We start from the raw sequence: 19,801 nt of genomic DNA on the forward strand, positions 1-19,801 counted from the left end.
GCACTACGCATTCCGGCTCACCGGCTCCTTGACCCCTCGCTCAGCGATCTCCTGGGCGGCCTCGAAATAGCTCGTGGCCCCCCGTGAACCGGGATCGTAGGTCATCACCGACTGGCCGTAGCTGGGTGCCTCAGAGACCCGGACGTTACGCGGGATCACCGCCTGGAGCACCTTGTCACCGAAGTGGTTGCGCACGTCCTGTTCGACCGCGTCAGCGAGCCGAGTACGTCGGTCGTACATGGTGAGCAGGATCGTGGAGACCGCGAGCCGGGGGTTGAGGTGCTGGCGAACCAGGTTGATGTTGTTGATGAGCTGGTTCAACCCTTCGAGCGCGTAGTACTCGCACTGGATGGGGATGAGCACTTCCTGCGCGGCGACCAACGCGTTCACGGTCAACAGTCCGAGCGAGGGCGGGCAGTCGATGAAGACGTAGTCGAAGTGCCCCGGGTATGCCTCGATGGCACGGGACAGCCGCGACTCGCGCGCCACCACCGACACCAACTCGATCTCCGCGCCGGCCAGGTCGATGGTGGCCGGTACGCACCAGAGGTTGGGGATGCCCTCGACCGCCTGGGTCACTTCCTCAAGCGGCACACTGTTGATCAAGCACTCGTAGACGTCGGGCACACCGGTGTGGTGCGGGACGTTTAGTCCGGTGGAGGCGTTGCCCTGCGGGTCGAGGTCGATCACCAGGACCCGGTTGCCGTGCAGGGCGAGTGCCACCGCCAGGTTCACAGTGGTCGTGGTCTTGCCCACGCCGCCCTTCTGGTTGGCGACGCACATGACCCGGGTCCGCTCCGGCCGAGGCATGTTCACCTCGCCACTGGGATTCAGGATCTGCACGGCGCGCATCGCCTCCATAGCCAACGGTGGATCATCCTCTTCGCGCGTCGGGGTTTCATGTGAAACGTACGCGGGGTCAGTAGCGGCCGAACCGTACGACTCCGCCGGGGAGACCGACGGGTCGGCCACCGACCGGGGTTCCGGTACCCCGGTAGGGGTCTGCTGCTGCGGTGCGGCGGCCTCGAACCGAGCCGATGCCGAGGTGTTCCGGCGGATGGGGATCACCCGCGCATCAGGCGTGGCGTTCGCCGGCCGACCGGTCGGGTCGGACGCGTCACGCGTCGATGACCACGGGACGCCCGACGTCGGTGCCCGGCCCGACTCGGGAGGGCTTTGCGGCGCCTCGGCGGACCGCCAACCCGGATATTCGGTTTCACGTGAAACAGGGTCGTCCGCAGACCCGGTCACCCGTGGGTCGTCGTACCTGCCGTCGTCATGCACCTGTCATCCCTGCCCGCTTCGGATGGTCGGTCCGCACCCCGTCAACCGGGCCACTCGCGCGCTCTCCGCAGAGGTACCGCCCGGCGGAAGCGGCCGGGTCCCGGAGGACACCGCCGCCCGCTCCACACTATCGACGCGCGGTCAGCCTACGGCGGATGGGCGCGGCCGGTCCACGTCGGGTTCGCAACCCGCCGAACACACCCAGGGACCGGCACGTCCAAATCGGCCACTCACCACCGCCGGCCGGGCTCATCACCGCGGCCGGCCGGGCTCACCACCACGCCGGCTCGGCCCGCGTTACCACCGCCACCGCCGGGCCATCGGCCGGGCTCGCCACCATCGACGGCCGGGCTCGCCCCCGCCACCGGCCGGGCTCGCCGCCATCGACGGCCGGACCGCTCATCGCCCGTCGTTCACCGACGGCGGGCGCGGCTCGACCTGGACTTCTGGGATGCTGCCGTGGCCTTTGGGGTGCCGACGACCCGCTCCCGGACGATCTCCACCACCGTCGTCGGTGGGTCCACCACGCCTTCGCCGCACCGGTGCAGTACGGGTGTGCCACCACCGACGCGGTACACCGCCTCCTCGTGCTCGACGATCTCCTCCGCCGCCGAGGCGCCCTTGAGGGCGAGCAGGCGGCCGTCCGGCACCGCCAGGGGCAGGCACCAGGCGGCGAGCCGGTCCAGCGGCGCCACCGCGCGCGCCGTCACCACGTCGCCGCGTACGGGCTCCGGGCCCGCGGTCGCCTCCTCCGCCCGGCCCCGGAACACCCGGACCGCCCCGTCCAGCCCCAACGCCTGCACCGCCTCCTGGAGGAAGGCGGTACGGCGAGCCAGCGGCTCAATCAGGGTCACCGTGAGGTCGGGCCGGGCGATGGCGAGGACCAGCCCCGGCAGGCCGGCCCCGGATCCCACGTCCAGCACGGTCGCGCCGATCGGGACGAGTTCCGCGACCGCCGCGCAGTTCAGCAGGTGACGGTCCCAGATCCGCGGTGCCTCGCGCGGACCGATCAGACCACGTACCACCCCGTCGGTGGCCAGCAGTTCCGCGTACGCAGCGGCGACGTCGAGCCGGGCACCGAAGAGTTGCCGCGCCGCCTCGGCAAGTTCGGGCGGCAACACCGCCACGCCCGGATCCGCCGACCGTACCGTCGGGGGTGACCCGGGGGTTGCGGGCCGGGCAGCCACCGGCCCGGGTGGCGTGCCACCCGGGCCGGACTGCGTGTCCTCCTGCGCCACCCGTTCAGTCCGCCGGGCGGACGATGATGCGCCGGCTGGGCTCGACACCCTCGGACTCGCTCTCCACACCGTCGATCGCGTTGACCACGTCGTGCACGCACTTGCGCTCGAACGCCGACATCGGCTCCAGCCGCACCGGCTCGCCGTGCTCCTTCACCTTCTCCACGGCGTTGCGGGCCACCGCTCCGAGTTCCTTACGGCGGTTGGCCCGGTAGCCGCCGATGTCGAGCAGCAGCCGGCTGGGCGAGCCGGTCTGCCGGAAGACGGCGAGCCGGGCCAGTTCCTGGAGCGCCTCCAGGGTGGCACCGCGCTGGCCGACCAGGTTCTGTAGGCGGCCACCGACCACCTCGACCACCGGCCGACCGGCGGACACCAGTTCCTCGATGTCACCGTCGTAGTCGAGGATGTCGAGCAGTCCTTCGACATAGTCGGCAGCGATCTCGCTCTGCCGGAACAGATCGCTCTCGCCGGCGGCCTTGCCCGTCGTCGATTCCGCTTCGGTCTCCTCCGGCTCGCCGTCGGCCGCAGCCGTCGCGGCCGGCTCGTCGTCCAAAGACTGGTCAGCGCGGGGGATGCTGGTGTCGGTCACGGTGTCATCTCCGTACTCGCTCGGCTGGACCCTGTGAGGGTCCGCTGGTTTCCCGCGGCCGGCTGGACGTCGCCGGATGCCCACGGGCACGTCTTCATCAGGGGCAGTGTCGCCCGTTCGCTGCGGCAGGGGCGGCGGTTCGCGCTTCGGGCTCCGGCCTCACGGCGGTGCCGCAGTTGCGCAACGGGCCGCCACCGGCTTCCCGGTGGCGGCCCGGACGATTCAGCCCTTCCGCTTGGCTGGGCGACCCTTCTTCGGGTTGGCCGGCTTGGCGCCCGGCTTCGGCCCGGCGACCTTGGGCGCGGCCGGCGCCGGCGGCGCCGCGGCGGGCTTGTTCCGGCTGAGCAGGCCACCACTCTTCGCCGGCTGCGCACCGCTGCGGCCGGCGGTGCCCGCCTTGCTGGTCGCGGTCACCGGCGGCGGGAACTTGCGCAGCACCCACTGCTGCTGGCCGAGGGTGAAGAGGTTGTTCGTGACCCAGTAGATGATCACACCGATCGGGAAGATGGCACCGGAGATCAACAGCGACAGCGGGATGCCGTAGAGCATCAGCCGCTGGATCATCCGCTGCTGCGGGTCCTCCGCCCAGCCGGTCTTGAGGATCATCTGGCGGCTGGTGAGGTACGTGGTGCCCATCATCACCAGCACCAGGACACCCGCCATGATCTTGACCACGGTGCCGTTCGCACCGAGCTGCGCCAACTCCGCCGCCGTGGAGCCGAACTTGCTGGCGATCGGCGCGGTGAAGAGGGTGGCGTCGGAGGCGCTGTTGAACTGGTCGACGGACCAGCCGTAGATGTCCTTGTTCGTCTTGGCCGGGTCAGGGTTGAGCCGCCGAAGCACGTGGAAGAGGCCGAGGAAGACCGGGATCTGGAGGAACATCGGAAGGCAGCCCATGAGCGGGTTGGCCTTTTCCTTCCGATAGAGCTCCATCATCTCTTTCTGGAGCGTCTCCCGGTCACCCTTGTGCTTCTCCTGGAGCGCCTTGACCTGCGGCTGGAGCGCCTGCATCGCCCGCTGCGACTTGATCTGCTTGACGAAGACCGGGAACAGGATCACCCGGACGGTGACCACCAGGAAGAAGATCGCCAGGATCCAGGACCAGTTCGTGCCGAGGACCGCGCCATCCGGCACCCCGACCGCGTCCCAGGCCGAATGCCAGGCCAGCAGGATCCACGAAATCGCGTAGTAGATCCAGTCGAGACTCAATTCTCAGGCTCCAGTCACGTCGGCAGCTCGGCGGCCGCCCGGCTCTGGCACCGGGTCGTATCCACCAGGATGGAAAGGGTGGCAGCGCGACAGCCGCCGGACCGTCAGCGCGGCTCCCCGGAGCGCGCCGTGCCGCGCCACCGACTCCAGGGCGTACGCACTGCACGACGGGTAGAACCGACAACGGGCCGGCAGAGCCGGACTTATCCACCGACGGTACGCGATGACGGGCAGGACCAGCACGCGGGCACCGGCGCTGACCGGGCGGGGCGGCGGTCCGGACGAGTGTGGTGTAGCTGCCGTCGACGTCGGGTCCACGTTCACCGCCGCCGTCCCCGGTGCTGCCGGGCAGCGGAGAGCGCGGCATCCAGGTCGGTGCCGAGCCGCTGGTAGGTGGCTTCGGCGGCCGGCGGCAGGGCGCGTACGACAAGGGTGCTTCCCGCCGGCAGCGTGTCGAGCCGTTCCCGGACCAGGTGCCGCAACCGGCGACGGACCCGGTTCCGGACCACCGCGGGCCCGACGGCCTTGGAAACCACGAAGCCGGCGCGGGGTTCCGGCGCGGAGTCGGCCTCCGTGCCACCCCACGCCGGCTTTGGCGCGGTGTCGGTGGTTCCGGCTGTGCTCGGAAGGCTCAGATGGACGACGAGCGTGCCTCGGCCGGCTCGACGGCCACCGCGAACCGCTGCGGCGAAGTCGCTACTGCGCCGCAGTCGTTGCGCGGCTGCCAGCACGACTGCCACGTCCTCCGGAGCGGACCCGATCGGCCTCAGGCCGACAGGCGGGCGCGGCCCTTGGCACGACGGGTCGAGATGATGGCGCGACCGGCCCGGGTGCGCATGCGCAGCCGGAAGCCGTGGGTCTTCGCGCGCCGGCGGTTGTTCGGCTGGTAGGTGCGCTTGCTCACGTCAGGCTCTCCGTTGTCGGACGCCCCGGGCGAGGTCGCCGGGGTCGTGGCGGTCCAGGCCACCGCTGTGGTGGCCCCGATCGGTGCTGCCCAGGCGGGTGCGACGCCAGTCGAACTCAGACGCCGTTCCCGACTGCGACGCCGCCCCGAACTCCGCGATGAGCGGGGAACGGACCGCGGGCAGCAAGCACCCATCACCCTAGCAGAGGGCGTGAGAGCAGCCCCTCCAGCCTAGGTCGGGGTGCAATCAGCGTCAAACCACCCACACCCACGATCACCTGCGGCGCGGCACCGCCGTGACTGTGGTTTCGTGCGGGCCGACAAGGATCAGGTGCGTCGGCGGTTGATGAGCCGACGACATCGCTGTTACCGTGCCCGATTGCGGTAAGCGTCTCCAGGTCCGGAGATGTCGCCGGCAGGCAAGACCGGACACGGTGGTGAGTCGTTCGGCACGGTGAACCCGCTTCAGCGCCCGGCAACGGCAGGGGGCAGATCCGACCCGCGTCCGGCGGGCGGTCACAATCGGTCGGCACACAGGCTGTGGATAACTTGTGGAGGACGGCCGGTGGGACGGCCGGGTGGGTGACGAGGTGATGCCCGCTCGGCACGAGGCCATCCAGACGGCCGGCGACGGCGTCGTCCGGGAGCAGAGGCGAGGGGGTGGCACGACGGTGGCCGGTACGACCGACCTTGCCGCGGTGTGGACGGCGACCACGGAAGAACTCGCCGACGAGATCATCTCCGCGCAGCAGCGAGCGTACCTGCGGCTGACCCGACTACGCGCCATCGTCGAGGACACCGTCCTGCTCTCGGTGCCCGACGCCTTCACCCGGGACGTGATCGAGTCGCGGCTGCGGCCGGCCATCACCGAGGCGCTCACCCGCCGGCTCGGCCGGCCGGTGCAGGTCGCCGTGACTGTCCGCGTACCCGACGACGGCCGTGCCGTGGGCACCGTCTATCGCAGCGCCCCCGAAATGGCCCCCGCCGACCACGACAGCTACCCACCGGGTCCGGACCTCCCGGCCGACGGACGGCAGCAGCTCCCGCTCATACCCGAGCAGCAGCACGCAGGCCGGTTCGATCGTTCCGCACCCGACGACCAGTTCGACCCCGCCACCCCCGACGGCCGCTTCGACCGTCCCACGACCCACACCCCACCGGCGGACAACACCTCCCGTACCGGCCCTCGGGTGGCCGACGGCCAGGAACCGCTCTTCGGCACCGGGTTCGTCGAGCCGCCCGCCTCCCCTGACCGGTCGGGTGAGGCACCCCGCCCGCCCGCCGACCGACTCGGATTCGCCGACCACGGTGGCCGTCTCGACCCGACGGACACCGGGCCGCGAGGCTTCGGGGGGCGGTTCGGCGAAGGTCCCGGCGCCTCACCCCGCGACCAACACGTCATCCGGGCGCTGCCCACCGACGGCGGCACCGACAACGGACCGGGGCGCAGTGGCGCGGATCACCGGCCCCGGGACGACCGACGCCTGCCGACCGGCGCGGACAGCGGCGGCAACCGGTTGAACCCGAAGTACATGTTCGAGACGTTCGTGATCGGCTCGTCCAACCGGTTCGCCCACGCCGCCTCCGTCGCGGTGGCCGAGTCACCGGCGAAGGCGTACAACCCACTGTTCATCTACGGCAGTTCCGGGCTGGGCAAGACCCACCTGCTGCACGCCATCGGCCACTACGCCACCACGTTGGGTAACGCCCGCTCGGTCCGGTACGTCTCGACCGAGGAGTTCACCAACGACTTCATCAACTCGCTGCGTGACGACAAGACCAGCGCGTTCCAGCGCCGCTACCGCGACGTCGACATCCTGCTCATCGACGACATCCAGTTCCTGGAGAACCGCGAGCGGACCCAGGAGGAGTTCTTCCACACCTTCAACACGCTGCACAACGCCAACAAGCAGATCGTGATCACCTCGGACCGGTCACCGAAGCAGCTGGCCACGCTGGAAGACCGGCTACGTACCCGGTTCGAGTGGGGCCTGCTCGCCGACATCCAGCCGCCGGACCTGGAGACCCGGATCGCGATCCTGCAGAAGAAGGCCGCCCAGGAACGGCTGTACGCCCCGCCGGACGTGCTGGAGTTCATCGCCTCCCGGGTGTCGAACTCGATCCGGGAACTGGAGGGGGCACTGATCCGGGTCACCGCCTTCGCCAGCCTGACCCGATCGAACGTGGAGCTGGCGCTCGCCGAGGAGGTGCTGCGGGACTTCATCCCGGACGGCGCCGGCCCGGAGATCAACGCCGACCAGATCATGGTCGCCACCGCCGACTACTTCGGGGTGAGCCTGGAGGATCTGCGCGGGCACTCCCGCTCCCGGGTGCTGGTCAACGCCCGCCAGGTGGCCATGTATCTCTGTCGCGAGCTGACCGACCTGTCGCTGCCGCGAATCGGCCAGGCGTTCGGCGGCCGGGACCACACCACGGTGATGCACGCCGACCGCAAGATCCGCCAGCAGATGGCCGAGCGCCGGTCGCTCTACAACCAGATCGCCGAGCTGACCAACCGGATCAAGCAGAACACCTGAGCGGCGTACGACAGGCCCGGCCTCCGCCGGGCTTTTTTCGTGCCCCGAGCTTGACCCTCGACGAGGTGTAGACCACACCATCCGAGGCGTGTCCATCACAGCCGGCGATCGTTGTCCACAGCCAGCTATCCACAGCCTGTGGATAGCTACCCATTGTCAGCACCTAGTTACCCACAGGCTGTGGAGAAACCCTGGGGACAACCCTGTGGACGCCTGTGGACGGCTGGGGAAAACTCACCGCGTTATCCACCGATCACGCCACCCCTGTGGGCGAGCTGTTGAAGGTTCTGGGGATAACTGCCGTCCGGGCCGGTCCGGCCGTCCACAGGTCTGGGGAGAAAGTCGGTGGATAACCGGTGGATAACCGGTGGACGACTGTGGACAACCTGGGGCCACCACAGGGCCTGTGGACCGACGGCCCGGTTATACCCCGGGTTCTCCACAAGAAAAACACCTGTGCATAACGCCCTGACCTGCACCGATGCGAGTTCTCCACAGTTTGCACAGGTGCTACGAAGACGATGGGTTATCTCTTCTAAAAGAACGAAAAACCAATCATCGGCGTTGGGCTTCCTGTGGACCGAGTCGTAGCTGCCGAAGACACCCGTCAGCACCGACGCGATCCGAGGGGTCGGGCACACAGCCGATACCCTCGCGCCCTAAGGTGCGAGGGGCACCCGCACACCAGGCGGGTCGGTGGGCAGCGTCCGGCATGAGAGAGTTGACGACGTCGACGTCGACGCGGAGGCAGTGATGAAATTCCGAGTGGAGCGCGACGCGCTCGCCGAGGCCGTGGCCTGGACCGCCAAGAGCCTGCCCAACCGGCCATCCGTACCAGTGCTGGCCGGAGTGATGCTCCGCGTCACTGACGGCAGCCTGCAGGTCTCCGGCTTCGACTACGAGGTCTCCAGCCAGGTGACAGTCGAGGTGCAGGGCGACGCGGACGGTGCCGCCCTGGTCTCCGGGCGACTGCTCGCCGAGATCACCAAGGCGCTGCCCGCCAAGCCGGTGGACATCGCCGCAGTCGGGGCACACCTCGAACTGGTCTGCGGTAGCGCCCGATTCACCCTGCCCACCATGCCGGTGGAGGACTACCCGACCCTGCCCGAGATGCCGGAGAGCGCCGGCACCGTGGACGCCGCCGCCTTCGCCGCCGCCGTCGCCCAGGTGGCGGTCGCCGCCAGCCGGGACGAGACCCTGCCGATGATGACCGGCGTCCGCATCGAACTGTCCGGCGGCACCCTGTCCATGCTCGCCACCGACCGCTACCGGCTGGCGCTGCGCGAGATGGAGTGGCACCCGGACGACCCCGAACTGAGCATCAACGCACTGGTGCCGGCCCGTACGCTCAACGACACCGCCAAGACCCTCGGCCCGCTCGGTGGCCAGGTCACCCTCGCCCTCTCCCAGGGCTCCGCCGGTGAGGGAATGATCGGCTTCTCCGGCGGCACCCGGCGCACCACCAGTCGACTGCTCGACGGCGCGAACTACCCACCCGTCCGCTCACTCTTCCCGGCCACCAACAACGCCGAGGCCCGGGTGTCGGTCAGCACCCTCATCGAAGTCGTCAAGCGCGTCGCCCTGGTCGCCGAACGCACCACGCCGGTGCTGCTCAGCTTCAGCGCCGACGGCCTGGTCGTCGAGGCCGGCGGCACCGAGGAGGCCCGGGCCAGCGAAGCCATGGAGGCGACCTTCACCGGAGATTCGCTCACCATCGGTTTCAACCCGCAGTACCTCATCGACGGACTGGCCAACCTCGGCGCCCAGTTCGCCGTCCTGCACTTCGTCGACGCCTTCAAGCCCGCGGTGATTTCCCCCGCCGGCGAGGATGGCGAGCCCATCCCGGGGTACCGGTACCTCATCATGCCGATCCGCGTATCCCGCTGAGCACCGCAGTGCAGACCCGAACCCCACGAAAGGTAACCACGAGATGCAGCTCGGCCTGATAGGTCTCGGCCGAATGGGCGGCAACATGCGTGAGCGCCTGCGCACCGCCGGACACGAGGTCATCGGTCTCGACCACGACCTGGAGCGCAGCGACGTCTCGAACGTCGCCGAACTGGCCGAGAAACTGGATGCGCCGCGAGCGGTCTGGGTGATGGTGCCCGCCGCCGTCACCGACGCCACCATCGACGAGGTGGCCGAGGTCCTGACCGAGGGCGACATCATCATCGACGGCGGCAACTCGCGGTTCAGCGACGACGCACCCCGCGCCGAACGACTCAACGAACGCGGCATCGGCTACCTCGACGTCGGCGTGTCCGGCGGGGTGTGGGGCCGGCAGAACGGCTACGGCCTCATGGTCGGCGGCGCCCAGGAGCACGTCGAACGGCTCATGCCGATCTTCGACGCGCTCAAACCCGAAGGCGAGTACGGCTTCGTGCACGCCGGACCCGTCGGCGCCGGCCACTACGCCAAAATGGTGCACAACGGCATCGAGTACGGCCTGATGCACGCCTACGCCGAAGGCTACGAACTGATGACCGCCTCCGAGCTGGTCACCAACGTGCCTGGCGTGATCAAGTCCTGGCGGGAAGGCACGGTGGTCCGCTCCTGGCTGCTGGACCTGCTCGACCGGGCACTCGACGAGGACCCGGCACTCACCCAACTCAGCGACTACACCGAGGACACCGGCGAAGGGCGCTGGACGGTGGACGAGGCGATCCGCCTCGCCGTGCCGCTCAACGTCATCACCGCCTCGCTGTTCGCCCGGTTCGCCTCCCGACAGGACGAATCGCCGGCGCTCAAGGCCGTCTCCGCACTGCGCCAGCAGTTCGGTGGGCACGCCGTACGTAAGCGCTGACGGCACCCGGACCCCCGTGTACGTCCGCCGGCTCGAACTCGTCGACTTCCGCTCCTACCAGCAGGTCGCCGTCGACCTCGAACCGGGCCCGAACGTGCTGATCGGCGCCAACGGCGTCGGCAAGACCAACCTCGTCGAAGCCCTGGGCTACGTGGCGACCCTGGACTCACACCGGGTCGCCACCGACGCCCCACTGGTCCGGATGGGCGCCAGCGCCGCGGTCATCCGCTGCGCGGTGGTGCACGAGGCCCGCGAACTACTCGTCGAACTGGAGATCGTCCCCGGCAAGGCCAACCGGGCCCGACTCGGCAGATCACCCGCCCGCCGCGCCCGCGACGTGCTCGGCGCACTACGGCTGGTGCTCTTCGCCCCGGAGGACCTCGAACTCGTCCGCGGCGACCCGGCCGAACGCCGCCGATACCTCGACGACCTGCTCGTGCTGCGGCAACCCCGGTACGCCGGCGTACGCGCCGACTACGACCGGGTGGTCAAGCAACGCAACGCGCTGCTACGCACCGCGTACCTGGCCCGCAAGACCGGCGGCACCCGCGGCGGCGACCTGTCCACCCTCGCCGTCTGGGACACCCACCTGGCCCGCCACGGCGCCGAACTGCTCGCCGGCCGACTCGAACTGGTCGCCGCACTGACCCCACACGTGGCCAAGGCGTACGACGCGGTAGCCGCCGGACGCGGTGCGGCAGGCATCGCGTACCGACCCTCGGTGGAACTCGCCGAACCCACCACCGACCGGCAGGCCCTCGCCACCGCGCTCACCACCGCCCTGGAAGAGTCCCGCACCGCCGAGATCGAGCGCGGCACCACCCTGGTCGGCCCGCACCGCGACGATCTCACCCTCACCCTCGGCCCACTACCCGCCAAGGGGTACGCCAGCCACGGCGAGTCGTGGTCGTATGCGCTAGCCCTCCGGCTGGCCGGCTACGACCTGCTGCGTAACGACGGCATCGAACCGGTGCTCGTCCTCGACGACGTCTTCGCCGAACTCGACACCGGACGACGCGACCGGCTCGCCGAACTGGTCGGCGGGGCCAGCCAACTGCTGGTGACCTGCGCCGTCGCCGACGACGTACCGGCCGCCCTGCGCGGCACCCGCTACCAGGTGACCGAGGGGACGGTGCGCCGTGCCGAATGAACCCCACCGCCCGGAACGCCCCGGCACCCCCGCCGACGGGTCCGCCGTCCCGGCCGGCGGTGCCGGCGAACCGGCCGGCGGTGCCGGCGAACCGGCCGGAAAATCCGGACCCGAACTGGCCCGCGCGGTACTCGACGCGGCCAAGGCCCGTCGCGAAACCGCCAGCCGGACCCGCAAGCGCGCCACCACAGGTGCCGGCGGCGAACGACGGCTGCGCGGCTACTCCGGCCCCGGTCCGGACCCGCGCGACCCACAACTGCTCGGCGCGGTGCTGGACCGGCTGGTGAAGGCGCGCGGCTGGCAGCAGCCAGCCGCCGAAGCGACGGTCTTCGGCGCCTGGGAACGGGTGGTCGGTGCCGAGGTGGCCCAGCACAGCCGACCGGTCAAGCTGGAGAACGGCGAACTGACAGTGGAGGCCCGCTCCACCGCCTGGGCCACCCAACTTCGCCTGCTCGCCGGCTCGCTGCTGAAACAGATCGCCAGCGAGGTCGGCCACAACGTGGTCCGCAAGCTGCACATCCATGGCCCGGCCGCGCCCTCATGGTCGCGTGGCCCCCGCCGGGTACGCGGCCGTGGCCCCCGTGACACCTACGGCTGACCGGAGCGACAACCCGGCTACGGATACGGATACGGCTACGGCTGCGGTGCCCGGCGCGGCGCGGCCGACTCGGCGTAGACGGCGAACCCCCGCTCGGCGCAACGCCGGTAGAAGGCGGCCACCACGCTCAGCTCCGCGCAGGTGAAGGTCCACTGCGGTGCCGCGCCACTCTCGTCGCGCAACGCGTCCAGCCGACTGTCCAGCCACCGCAACTGCTGCTCGGCGAGGCGGCCGTCGGAGAGCAACGAACGCAGCACCGTACCGACCGACTCGAAGGTGACCGCGTCACCGTGCGGCCGGTGCGCCGCGACGAACCGTTCGATGCCGCCGGCGATCCAGGAGCACCCGTCCGGGTCGATGACCGGATCCTCGTCCTCGGCGGCGGCCTCAGTGGCGTAGAGCACACCGTCCAGGCCGAGAATGAGATCCACGACCTCCGTGTACGCGGTGGCCCGCACCGTACCTGTCTTCGCGATCAGTTCGGCGAGCGCGGCGGTCGGCGCCGAGATGCCCGGCATCTCGACGATGTCGCCGAAGTCGACGAACTCGGCCGGTGCGACCGGGTCGTAGAAGCGGCCGGTCCGCGGCCACTGGACCGCGACGTTGTCCAGCCCCATTCTGCTGTCACCTCTCAACGAGCACGCTTCGAGTCAATCGAGACGATCGTCCGGTTCCGGCCGGGAAAGATCAAGGCCGGCCGGCCCGAGCGTCGGGGAACGTCCGCCGTGCACCGTACCGTCCCCGGCGACCGTTTTCCGGACCGGTCAGGGGGGATGGCCGTCACGCGACGGATCCGACGATCATGCCCTTGCGTGTAGGGGGAGTCGCGGACAGCGCAGTTCGGCCCGCTACGTAGATCTGAGCCGCCGCGAAGGGGTGCCGAGTGGTGGTTCTATCGCCCGCGCACAGTAAGATTGCGGTGAGACGAAGACCCGGTGCGGAGCGACGGGTCACGGGCCCGCTGGCGGGGCCCGCGATCACTGTCCGACACCGGGTCGAGCCGATCGCGATCCGCGGGCATCCGCGGCGAACGGCGCGTTCGACCCGTACCCCGGAATTGTCCCCGGTGCCGGTCCGCGTGCCGACGTCGCGTCCTGTCCGCCGAACCCGCGCCCGACGTGCCTGACGGCGCGGACGGCGCGAGAAAGTGGCCGAGCGTGGCAGCGCAGGACAATCAGCAGTACGGCGCAGAATCGATCACCGTCCTCGAAGGGCTGGAGGCGGTCCGCAAGCGGCCCGGTATGTACATCGGGTCGACCGGCGAGCGCGGCCTGCACCACCTGGTGTGGGAGGTGGTCGACAACGCGGTCGACGAGGCGCTGGCCGGCTACTGCGACACCATCGACGTGGTGCTGCTCGCCGACGGCGGGGTCCGGGTCACCGACAACGGCCGGGGCTTCCCGGTCGACCTGCACCCCAAGCTCAAGAAGCCGGGTGTCGAGGTGGCACTCACCGTGCTGCACGCGGGCGGCAAGTTCGACGGCAAGGCGTACGCCGTCTCCGGCGGCCTGCACGGCGTCGGCGTCTCCGTGGTGAACGCACTCTCCACCAAGATGGCCGTGGAGATCCACAAGACCGGCTTCGTCTGGCGGCAGGAGTACCACCACTCCAAGCCGACCGAGTTGCTCAAGGGTGAGCCGACCGACCGGACCGGCTCCGCGGTCTCCTTCTGGCCCGACCCCGACGTCTTCGAGACCGTCGAGTTCGACTTCCAGACCATCTACCGCCGGCTCCAGGAGATGGCCTTCCTCACCCGCGGCCTCACCATCCACCTGCTCGACGAGCGGGTCCCGGCGGGCGAGGAGGGCAAGACCCGCGAGGTCACCTTCAAGTACGACGGCGGCATCGCCGACTTCGTCCGGCACCTCAACGCCTCGAAGAGCCCGATGCACAAGACGGTGATCGAGTTCGGTGCCGAGGAAGAGGGCATGTCCCTCGAGATCGCCATGCAGTGGAACGAGTCGTACGGCGAATCGGTCTACACCTTCGCCAACAACATCAACACCCACGAGGGTGGCACCCACGAGGAGGGCTTCCGGGCCGCGCTGACCAGCGTGGTCAACCGCTACGGCGCGGACAAGAAGCTGCTCAAGGGCGACGAGAAGCTCTCCGGCGAGGACATCCGCGAGGGCCTCGCGGCGATCATCTCCGTCAAGCTGACCAACCCGCAGTTCGAGGGCCAGACCAAGACCAAGCTGGGCAACACCCCGGTGAAGAGCTTCGTCCAGCGGGTCTGCAACGACCGGCTGGTCGACTGGCTGGACCGCAACCCGGCCGAAGCGAAGATCATTATCACCAAGGCGTCGCAGGCCGCCCGCGCCCGGATCGCCGCCCAGCAGGCCCGCAAGCTGGCCCGCCGCAAGTCGCTGCTGGAGTCCGGCTCGATGCCGGGCAAGCTGGCCGACTGCCAGTCGACCGATCCGCGCGAGTCCGAGGTCTTCATCGTCGAGGGCGACTCGGCCGGCGGCTCGGCCAAGCAGGGCCGCGACCCGCGTACCCAGGCGATCCTGCCGATCCGCGGCAAGATCCTGAACGTGGAGAAGGCCCGGATCGACCGGGTGCTCAAGAACAACGAGGTGCAGGCGCTGATCACCGCGCTGGGCACCGGCATCCACGACGACTTCGACATGGAGAAGCTGCGGTACCACAAGGTGGTGCTGATGGCCGACGCCGACGTCGACGGCCAGCACATCCAGACGCTGCTGCTCACCCTGCTGTTCCGGTTCATGCGTCCGCTCGTCGAGCTGGGGCACGTCTACCTGGCCGCCCCGCCGCTCTACAAGATCAAGTGGAACCGGAAGGGCGACGACGCGCAGTACGCGTACTCCGACCGGGAGCGCGACGGCCTGATCGCGCTGCGTCAGCAGAAGAAGCCGAACGCCAAGCCGGACGACATCCAGCGGTTCAAGGGCCTCGGCGAGATGAACTACCCGGAGCTGTGGGAGACCACGATGAACCCGGCCACCCGTACGCTGCGCCAGGTCACCCTGGACGACGCGGCCACCGCCGACGAGCTGTTCAGCGTGCTGATGGGCGAGGACGTCGAGGCCCGGCGCTCATTCATCCAGCGCAACGCCAAGGACGTGCGCTTCCTGGACATCTGACGGGCCGGCGGCCGTGCCGGGACAGCCCGATCCGGCCGCCGATCCACAGAGTTATCCACAGGACAGGCGTTATCCACAGGCGTTATCCACAGCGCAAAACCGACTCACACTCTGATAAGGGTTAACAAGTGACCGAATCCCCCGAGTCCACACCTAACGAGCCCGAGGTCCCCGAGGCGCAGGCCGCCGTCGTCTCGCACGACCGCATCGAGCCGGTCGGGCTCGAGGTGGAGATGCAGCGCTCCTACCTCGACTACGCGATGAGCGTCATCGTCGGGCGCGCGCTGCCGGACGTCCGGGACGGGCTCAAGCCGGTCCACCGCAAGATCCTCTACGCCATGTTCGACTCCGGCTACCGGCCGGACCGCGGCTACGTGAAGTGCTCCCGGGTCGTCGGCGACGTGATGGGCCAGTTCCACCCGCACGGCGACTCCGCCATCTACGACGCCCTGGTCCGGATGGCCCAGCCCTGGTCGCTGCGCTACCCCCTGGTCGACGGCAACGGCAACTTCGGTTCGCCCGGAAACGATCCAGCTGCGGCCATGAGGTACTGCGTTACGGCAAATGTCCGCATTCGTAGTGTGAATGGTAGCGTGCGGATCGGCGATGTGGTGCCAGGCGTGGCACCGAGCAGCGAGACCGACATCGAGCTGAAGGTCCGCGACCGCAACGGCGACCTGGTCCGCGCCTCCAAGTTCTTCCACTCCGGCGAGCACCCGACGCTGAGGCTGCGCACCCGCGAGGGGTACGAGCTGACCGGCACCCACAACCACCCGGTGCTCTGCCTGGTGGACGTGGCCGGCGTGCCGACCCTGCTCTGGAAGCTGCTCGCCGAGATCTCCCCCGGCGACCGGGTGGTCCTCCAGCGCAGCGTGCCGGACGAGATCGGCTACCCGATGCTCGAACACGTCGAAGCCGCCGTCCTCGCGGGCGCCTTCGTCAGCGAAGGCTGGGTCAGCGACAACCGGGCCGGTTTCAACAACGTCGACCGCGACTTCTTCGTCCGGGTGCTGGCCGCCTACGACCTCGCTGTCGGCGGTCCTCGGTACGTTGCCGAGCGCGTGATCGCCTCTGGGAGCGTTCTGCACGAACTCGACATCCAGGATCTCTCCGCGCTGCGGTCCAGCGTCCTCGGTGAGTTGGTCGGGGCGCGGAGTGCGGCGAAGTTCGTGCCGGAGTTCGTCTGGCAGGGGCCGGCGGCGATCAAGCGGGCCTTCCTTCAGGCGCTGTTCGAGGGTGACGGTTCGTCGTCGCTGCTGCCGCGCAACACCATCCAGATCTCGTACTCCACGCGCAGCGAGCGGTTGGCTCGCGAGGTGCAGCAGCTGCTGCTGGAGTTCGGTGTGATCAGCCGGCAGTGCCGGTACGACAACGGTGAGATCAAGGTCGTCATCACCAACCGCCGGGACGCGCGGATCTTCGCCGCCCACGTCGGTTTCCTCGGTCGCAAGCAGGCCAAGCTGGAGTCGGAGCTGGCGTCCGTCCCGGCGAGCAGCACCGCGCTCTCCAGCGATCACGTTCCGTTGGTCGGTGACTTCATCCGGGAGCACGGCGCGAGCCGGTGGACCGAGCGGGACTGGCTGCGCCGGCACAACGTGGACCGGATCGAGCGCTGGGAGCGGGACCGCGACGAGATCGCGGCGCGGATCACCAACGCTGAGGTGCTCGACGTGGTCGAGCCGCTTGTCGATGGCCGGTTCTACTACGCCGAGGTGGACACCGTCACCGACGCGGGGGTGCAGGCCGTCTACAGCATTCGGGTGGACACCGACGATCACTCGTTCGTCTCCGACGGGTTCGTCAGCCACAACACCGAATGCAAGCTGGACCCGCTCGCGATGGAGATGCTGCGGGACATCGACGAGGACACCGTCGACCTGCAAGACAACTACGACGGCCGGGCCAAGGAGCCCACGATCCTGCCGTCGCGGATTCCGAACCTGTTGATCAACGGTTCGGAGGGCATCGCGGTTGGTATGGCCACCAAGATCCCGCCGCACAACCTGCGGGAGATCGGCGCGGCGGTGCAGTGGTGCCTGGAGCACCCGGAGGCGGACGAGGCCACCACGCTCGAAGCGCTGTTGGAGATCGTCAAGGGTCCGGACTTCCCGACCCATGGTCTGATCGTGGGCCAGTCGGGCATCCAGGACGCGTACCGAACGGGTCGTGGGTCGATCCGGATGCGCGCGGTGGTCGAGGTCGAGGAGGACAAGCGGGGCCGGCCGGCGCTGGTGGTCAGCGAGCTGCCGTACCAGGTCAACCCGGACAACCTGGCCGAGCGGATCGCCGAGCTGATCAAGGAGGGCAAGCTCGCCGGTATCGCCGACATCCGCGACGAGTCCTCCGGGCGTACCGGTATGCGGATCGTGCTGGTGCTCAAGCGCGACGCGGTCGCGAAGGTGGTGCTGAACAACCTCTACAAGCACACCCAGCTCCAGGAGACCTTCGGCGCGAACATGTTGGCGCTGGTCGACGGGGTGCCGCGCACGCTGAACCTGGCGCAGTTCCTGCGTTACTACGTCGAGCACCAGATCGAGGTGATCCGGCGGCGGACGGCGTTCCGGCTGCGCAAGGCCGAGGAGCGGGCGCACATCCTGCGCGGTCTGGCCAAGGCGCTGGACGCCCTGGACGAGGTGATCGCCCTGATCCGGCGTTCGCCCACGGTCGAGGATGCCCGGCAGGGTCTGATCCGGCTGCTGGAGATCGACGAGATTCAGGCGACCGCGATCCTGGACATGCAGCTTCGCCGGCTCGCCGCGCTGGAGCGGCAGCGGATCCTGGACGACCTGGCCAAGCTGGAACTGGAGATCGCCGACCTCAAGGACATCCTGGCCAAGCCGGAGCGGCAGCGGCGGATCGTCTCGGAGGAGCTGAGCGAGATCGTCGCGAAGTGGGGTGACGATCGACGTACTAAGATCGTCCCGTTCGACGGTGAGGTCTCGATGGAGGACCTCATCGCGCGGGAGGACGTGGTGGTCACGATCACCCGCACGGGGTACGCGAAGCGCACCAAGGTTGACCTCTATCGTTCGCAGCGGCGTGGTGGCAAGGGCGTCAGTGGCGCCTCGCTGCGGCAGGACGACATCGTCAGCCACTTCTTCGTCTGCTCCACGCACGACTGGATCCTGTTCTTCACCAACAAGGGGCGGGTGTACCGGGCCAAGGCGTACGAGCTTCCGGAGGCCAGTAGGGTGGCCAAGGGCCAACACGTGGCCAATCTGCTTGCCTTCCAACCGGACGAGCAGATCGCACAGATCATCGAAATCCCGAATTACCAGGTGGCGCCTTACCTGGTCCTGGCGACGAAGAACGGCCTGGTGAAGAAGACGCGGCTCGAGGAGTTCGACTCCAACCGTTCCGGCGGCATCATCGCGATCAACCTGCGCGATGAGGACGAGCTGGTCGGTGCTGCGCTCGTCGGCCCGGCCGACGACCTGCTGCTGGTCTCCAAGAACGCGCAGGCGATCCGGTTCAACGCGACCGACGAGGCGCTGCGGCCGATGGGGCGGGCGACCTCGGGTGTGATCGGGATGCGGTTCAGTGAGTACGACGAGTTGCTGGCCATGGAGGTCGTCCGGGAGGGGCTGGACGTCCTGGTGGCCACGAACGGGGGATACGCGAAACGTACCCCGATCGAGGAATACCCGGTGCAGGGCCGGGGAGGTAAGGGCGTGTTGACTGCGAAGATCACCGAGCGGCGCGGTGGTCTGGTCGGCGCGGTGGTGATCGACCCGGACGACGAACTGTTCGCTATCACCAGCAACGGTGGTGTCATCCGGACTCCGGTGAAGCCTGTACGCCGTACGCGTGACCGGAACACAATGGGGGTCAAGCTGATGGACCTTCCAGACGGCGTGACTATCGTGGCGATTGCTCGCAATGCCGACGAGCCTGACGAACAGGACTAGTTGAATGACGGAGACACAGGCGAAGTCGGGGAACGCGGGGACCTCGGCCAACCCGGTCGACGAGGAGGCCGCGAAGAGCGGCGCGCCAGCGACCGGCCGCGCGGCCGTGGGCCGGGCCACGGTCCCCGCCGACGCGCCTGCCCCGAAATTCACCCGGGCCCCGGGTATGACACCGCCGCCGGACAAGCCCGCCAACGACGAGGAGGCCGCCTCCGGGGAGCAGAGCGGTGCCGAGTCCGCCGGCTCGGAGGGGACTGCCGCGACATCGGCGCCCGCCGCCGCCGGTAGTCCGTCGACCACACAGCCGGTCGGTTCCCGTCCGGGTCAGTCCTCGACGGGCGTCACGGGTCTGCTGCCGAAGTTCGGCAGTGGCGCGACCGGCACCCAGCCGAGGGTGAGCGGGGCGGGGGCGAAGCCGGAAGCCACCCGTACCTTCGGGTCGGCGCGTCCGGCGAATGGTGGGGGGCTTCCTCCGGG

15 protein-coding genes and 1 pseudogene are annotated in these 19,801 nt (G+C 69.2%); 8 read left to right on the plus strand and 8 right to left on the minus strand.

Translation table 11 applies throughout. From position 1 onward, the window contains the following. Positions 1-3: 3 nt before the first annotated feature. From C1I93_RS32880 to rpmH, 7 genes are all read right to left on the minus strand, one after another. On the minus strand, positions 4-1,068 hold the full coding sequence (locus C1I93_RS32880) for a ParA family protein (protein WP_420811729.1): 1,065 nt from the start codon (positions 1,066-1,068) through the stop codon (positions 4-6). A 629-nt stretch (positions 1,069-1,697) separates the two neighbouring features. Continuing rightward, positions 1,698-2,411, minus strand: a complete 714-nt coding sequence (gene rsmG, locus C1I93_RS02680) for a 16S rRNA (guanine(527)-N(7))-methyltransferase RsmG (RefSeq protein ID WP_223256314.1) — start codon at positions 2,409-2,411, stop codon at positions 1,698-1,700. Between the two features lie 115 nt (positions 2,412-2,526). After that, positions 2,527-3,111: a Jag family protein gene (locus tag C1I93_RS02685; protein WP_111241594.1), complete on the minus strand. Its 585-nt coding sequence runs from the start codon at positions 3,109-3,111 to the stop codon at positions 2,527-2,529. 222 nt (positions 3,112-3,333) lie between these two features. Next, entirely contained in the window at positions 3,334-4,320 is a 987-nt protein-coding gene (gene yidC, locus C1I93_RS02690) for a membrane protein insertase YidC (RefSeq protein WP_111241595.1), read from the minus strand. A gap of 3 nt (positions 4,321-4,323) precedes the next feature. Then, entirely contained in the window at positions 4,324-4,563 is a 240-nt protein-coding gene (gene yidD, locus C1I93_RS02695) for a membrane protein insertion efficiency factor YidD (RefSeq protein ID WP_111241596.1), read from the minus strand. 77 nt (positions 4,564-4,640) lie between these two features. Continuing rightward, the gene (rnpA, locus tag C1I93_RS02700) at positions 4,641-5,051 is read right to left on the minus strand and encodes a ribonuclease P protein component (RefSeq protein ID WP_111241611.1); all 411 of its coding nucleotides are present in this window, start codon (positions 5,049-5,051) and stop codon (positions 4,641-4,643) included. A 35-nt stretch (positions 5,052-5,086) separates the two neighbouring features. After that, a complete protein-coding gene (rpmH, locus tag C1I93_RS02705; protein ID WP_013736606.1) occupies positions 5,087-5,224 on the minus strand; it encodes a 50S ribosomal protein L34 in 138 nt (45 codons plus the stop codon). A gap of 671 nt (positions 5,225-5,895) precedes the next feature. Here rpmH and dnaA point away from each other — a divergent pair. From dnaA to C1I93_RS02735, 5 genes are all read left to right on the plus strand, one after another. After that, complete coding sequence (dnaA, locus tag C1I93_RS02710; protein ID WP_111241612.1) at positions 5,896-7,761, plus strand: chromosomal replication initiator protein DnaA; 1,866 nt, start codon at positions 5,896-5,898, stop codon at positions 7,759-7,761. Positions 7,762-8,514: 753 nt separating this feature from the next. Beyond that, positions 8,515-9,648 (plus strand): DNA polymerase III subunit beta, encoded by a 1,134-nt coding sequence (gene dnaN / locus C1I93_RS02720; protein ID WP_111241598.1) that lies wholly within the window; start codon positions 8,515-8,517, stop codon positions 9,646-9,648. A 43-nt stretch (positions 9,649-9,691) separates the two neighbouring features. Then, on the plus strand, positions 9,692-10,564 hold the full coding sequence (gnd, locus tag C1I93_RS02725) for a phosphogluconate dehydrogenase (NAD(+)-dependent, decarboxylating) (protein ID WP_111241599.1): 873 nt from the start codon (positions 9,692-9,694) through the stop codon (positions 10,562-10,564). 16 nt (positions 10,565-10,580) lie between these two features. After that, positions 10,581-11,714 (plus strand): DNA replication/repair protein RecF, encoded by a 1,134-nt coding sequence (recF, locus tag C1I93_RS02730; RefSeq protein ID WP_111241600.1) that lies wholly within the window; start codon positions 10,581-10,583, stop codon positions 11,712-11,714. Then, positions 11,704-12,312 carry a DciA family protein gene (locus C1I93_RS02735; protein WP_111241601.1) on the plus strand — a complete coding sequence of 203 codons (609 nt, stop codon included), beginning with the start codon at positions 11,704-11,706 and terminating at the stop codon, positions 12,310-12,312. The genes recF and C1I93_RS02735 overlap by 11 nt, the downstream gene beginning before the upstream one ends. 35 nt (positions 12,313-12,347) lie before the next feature. Here C1I93_RS02735 and C1I93_RS02740 read toward each other — a convergent pair whose 3' ends face one another. Further along, complete coding sequence (locus C1I93_RS02740; RefSeq protein ID WP_111241602.1) at positions 12,348-12,929, minus strand: hypothetical protein; 582 nt, start codon at positions 12,927-12,929, stop codon at positions 12,348-12,350. Positions 12,930-13,469: 540 nt separating this feature from the next. Here C1I93_RS02740 and gyrB point away from each other — a divergent pair. The 3 genes and pseudogenes from gyrB to C1I93_RS32230 all read left to right on the plus strand — a co-directional run. Beyond that, positions 13,470-15,416: a DNA topoisomerase (ATP-hydrolyzing) subunit B gene (gyrB, locus tag C1I93_RS02745; RefSeq protein ID WP_111241603.1), complete on the plus strand. Its 1,947-nt coding sequence runs from the start codon at positions 13,470-13,472 to the stop codon at positions 15,414-15,416. A 128-nt stretch (positions 15,417-15,544) separates the two neighbouring features. After that, entirely contained in the window at positions 15,545-19,324 is a 3,780-nt protein-coding gene (gene gyrA / locus C1I93_RS02750) for an intein-containing DNA gyrase subunit A (RefSeq protein WP_111241604.1), read from the plus strand. Between the two features lie 4 nt (positions 19,325-19,328). Further along, positions 19,329-19,801, plus strand: a pseudogene (locus C1I93_RS32230) (DUF3566 domain-containing protein); the annotation flags it as partial.

This window comes from Micromonospora endophytica, assembly GCF_003236305.1.
In the GTDB taxonomy this organism is placed as follows: Bacteria; Actinomycetota; Actinomycetes; order Mycobacteriales; family Micromonosporaceae; genus Micromonospora; species Micromonospora endophytica.

What these genes read in the sequence shown, in the direction of transcription:
- dnaN (WP_111241598.1), top strand. Translation starts at nt 8,515, where the DNA reads ATGAAATTCCGAGTGGAGCGCGACGCGCTCGCCGAGGCCGTGGCCTGG.
- gnd (WP_111241599.1), top strand. Translation starts at nt 9,692, where the DNA reads ATGCAGCTCGGCCTGATAGGTCTCGGCCGAATGGGCGGCAACATGCGT.
- C1I93_RS02740 (WP_111241602.1), bottom strand. Translation starts at nt 12,929, where the DNA reads ATGGGGCTGGACAACGTCGCGGTCCAGTGGCCGCGGACCGGCCGCTTC.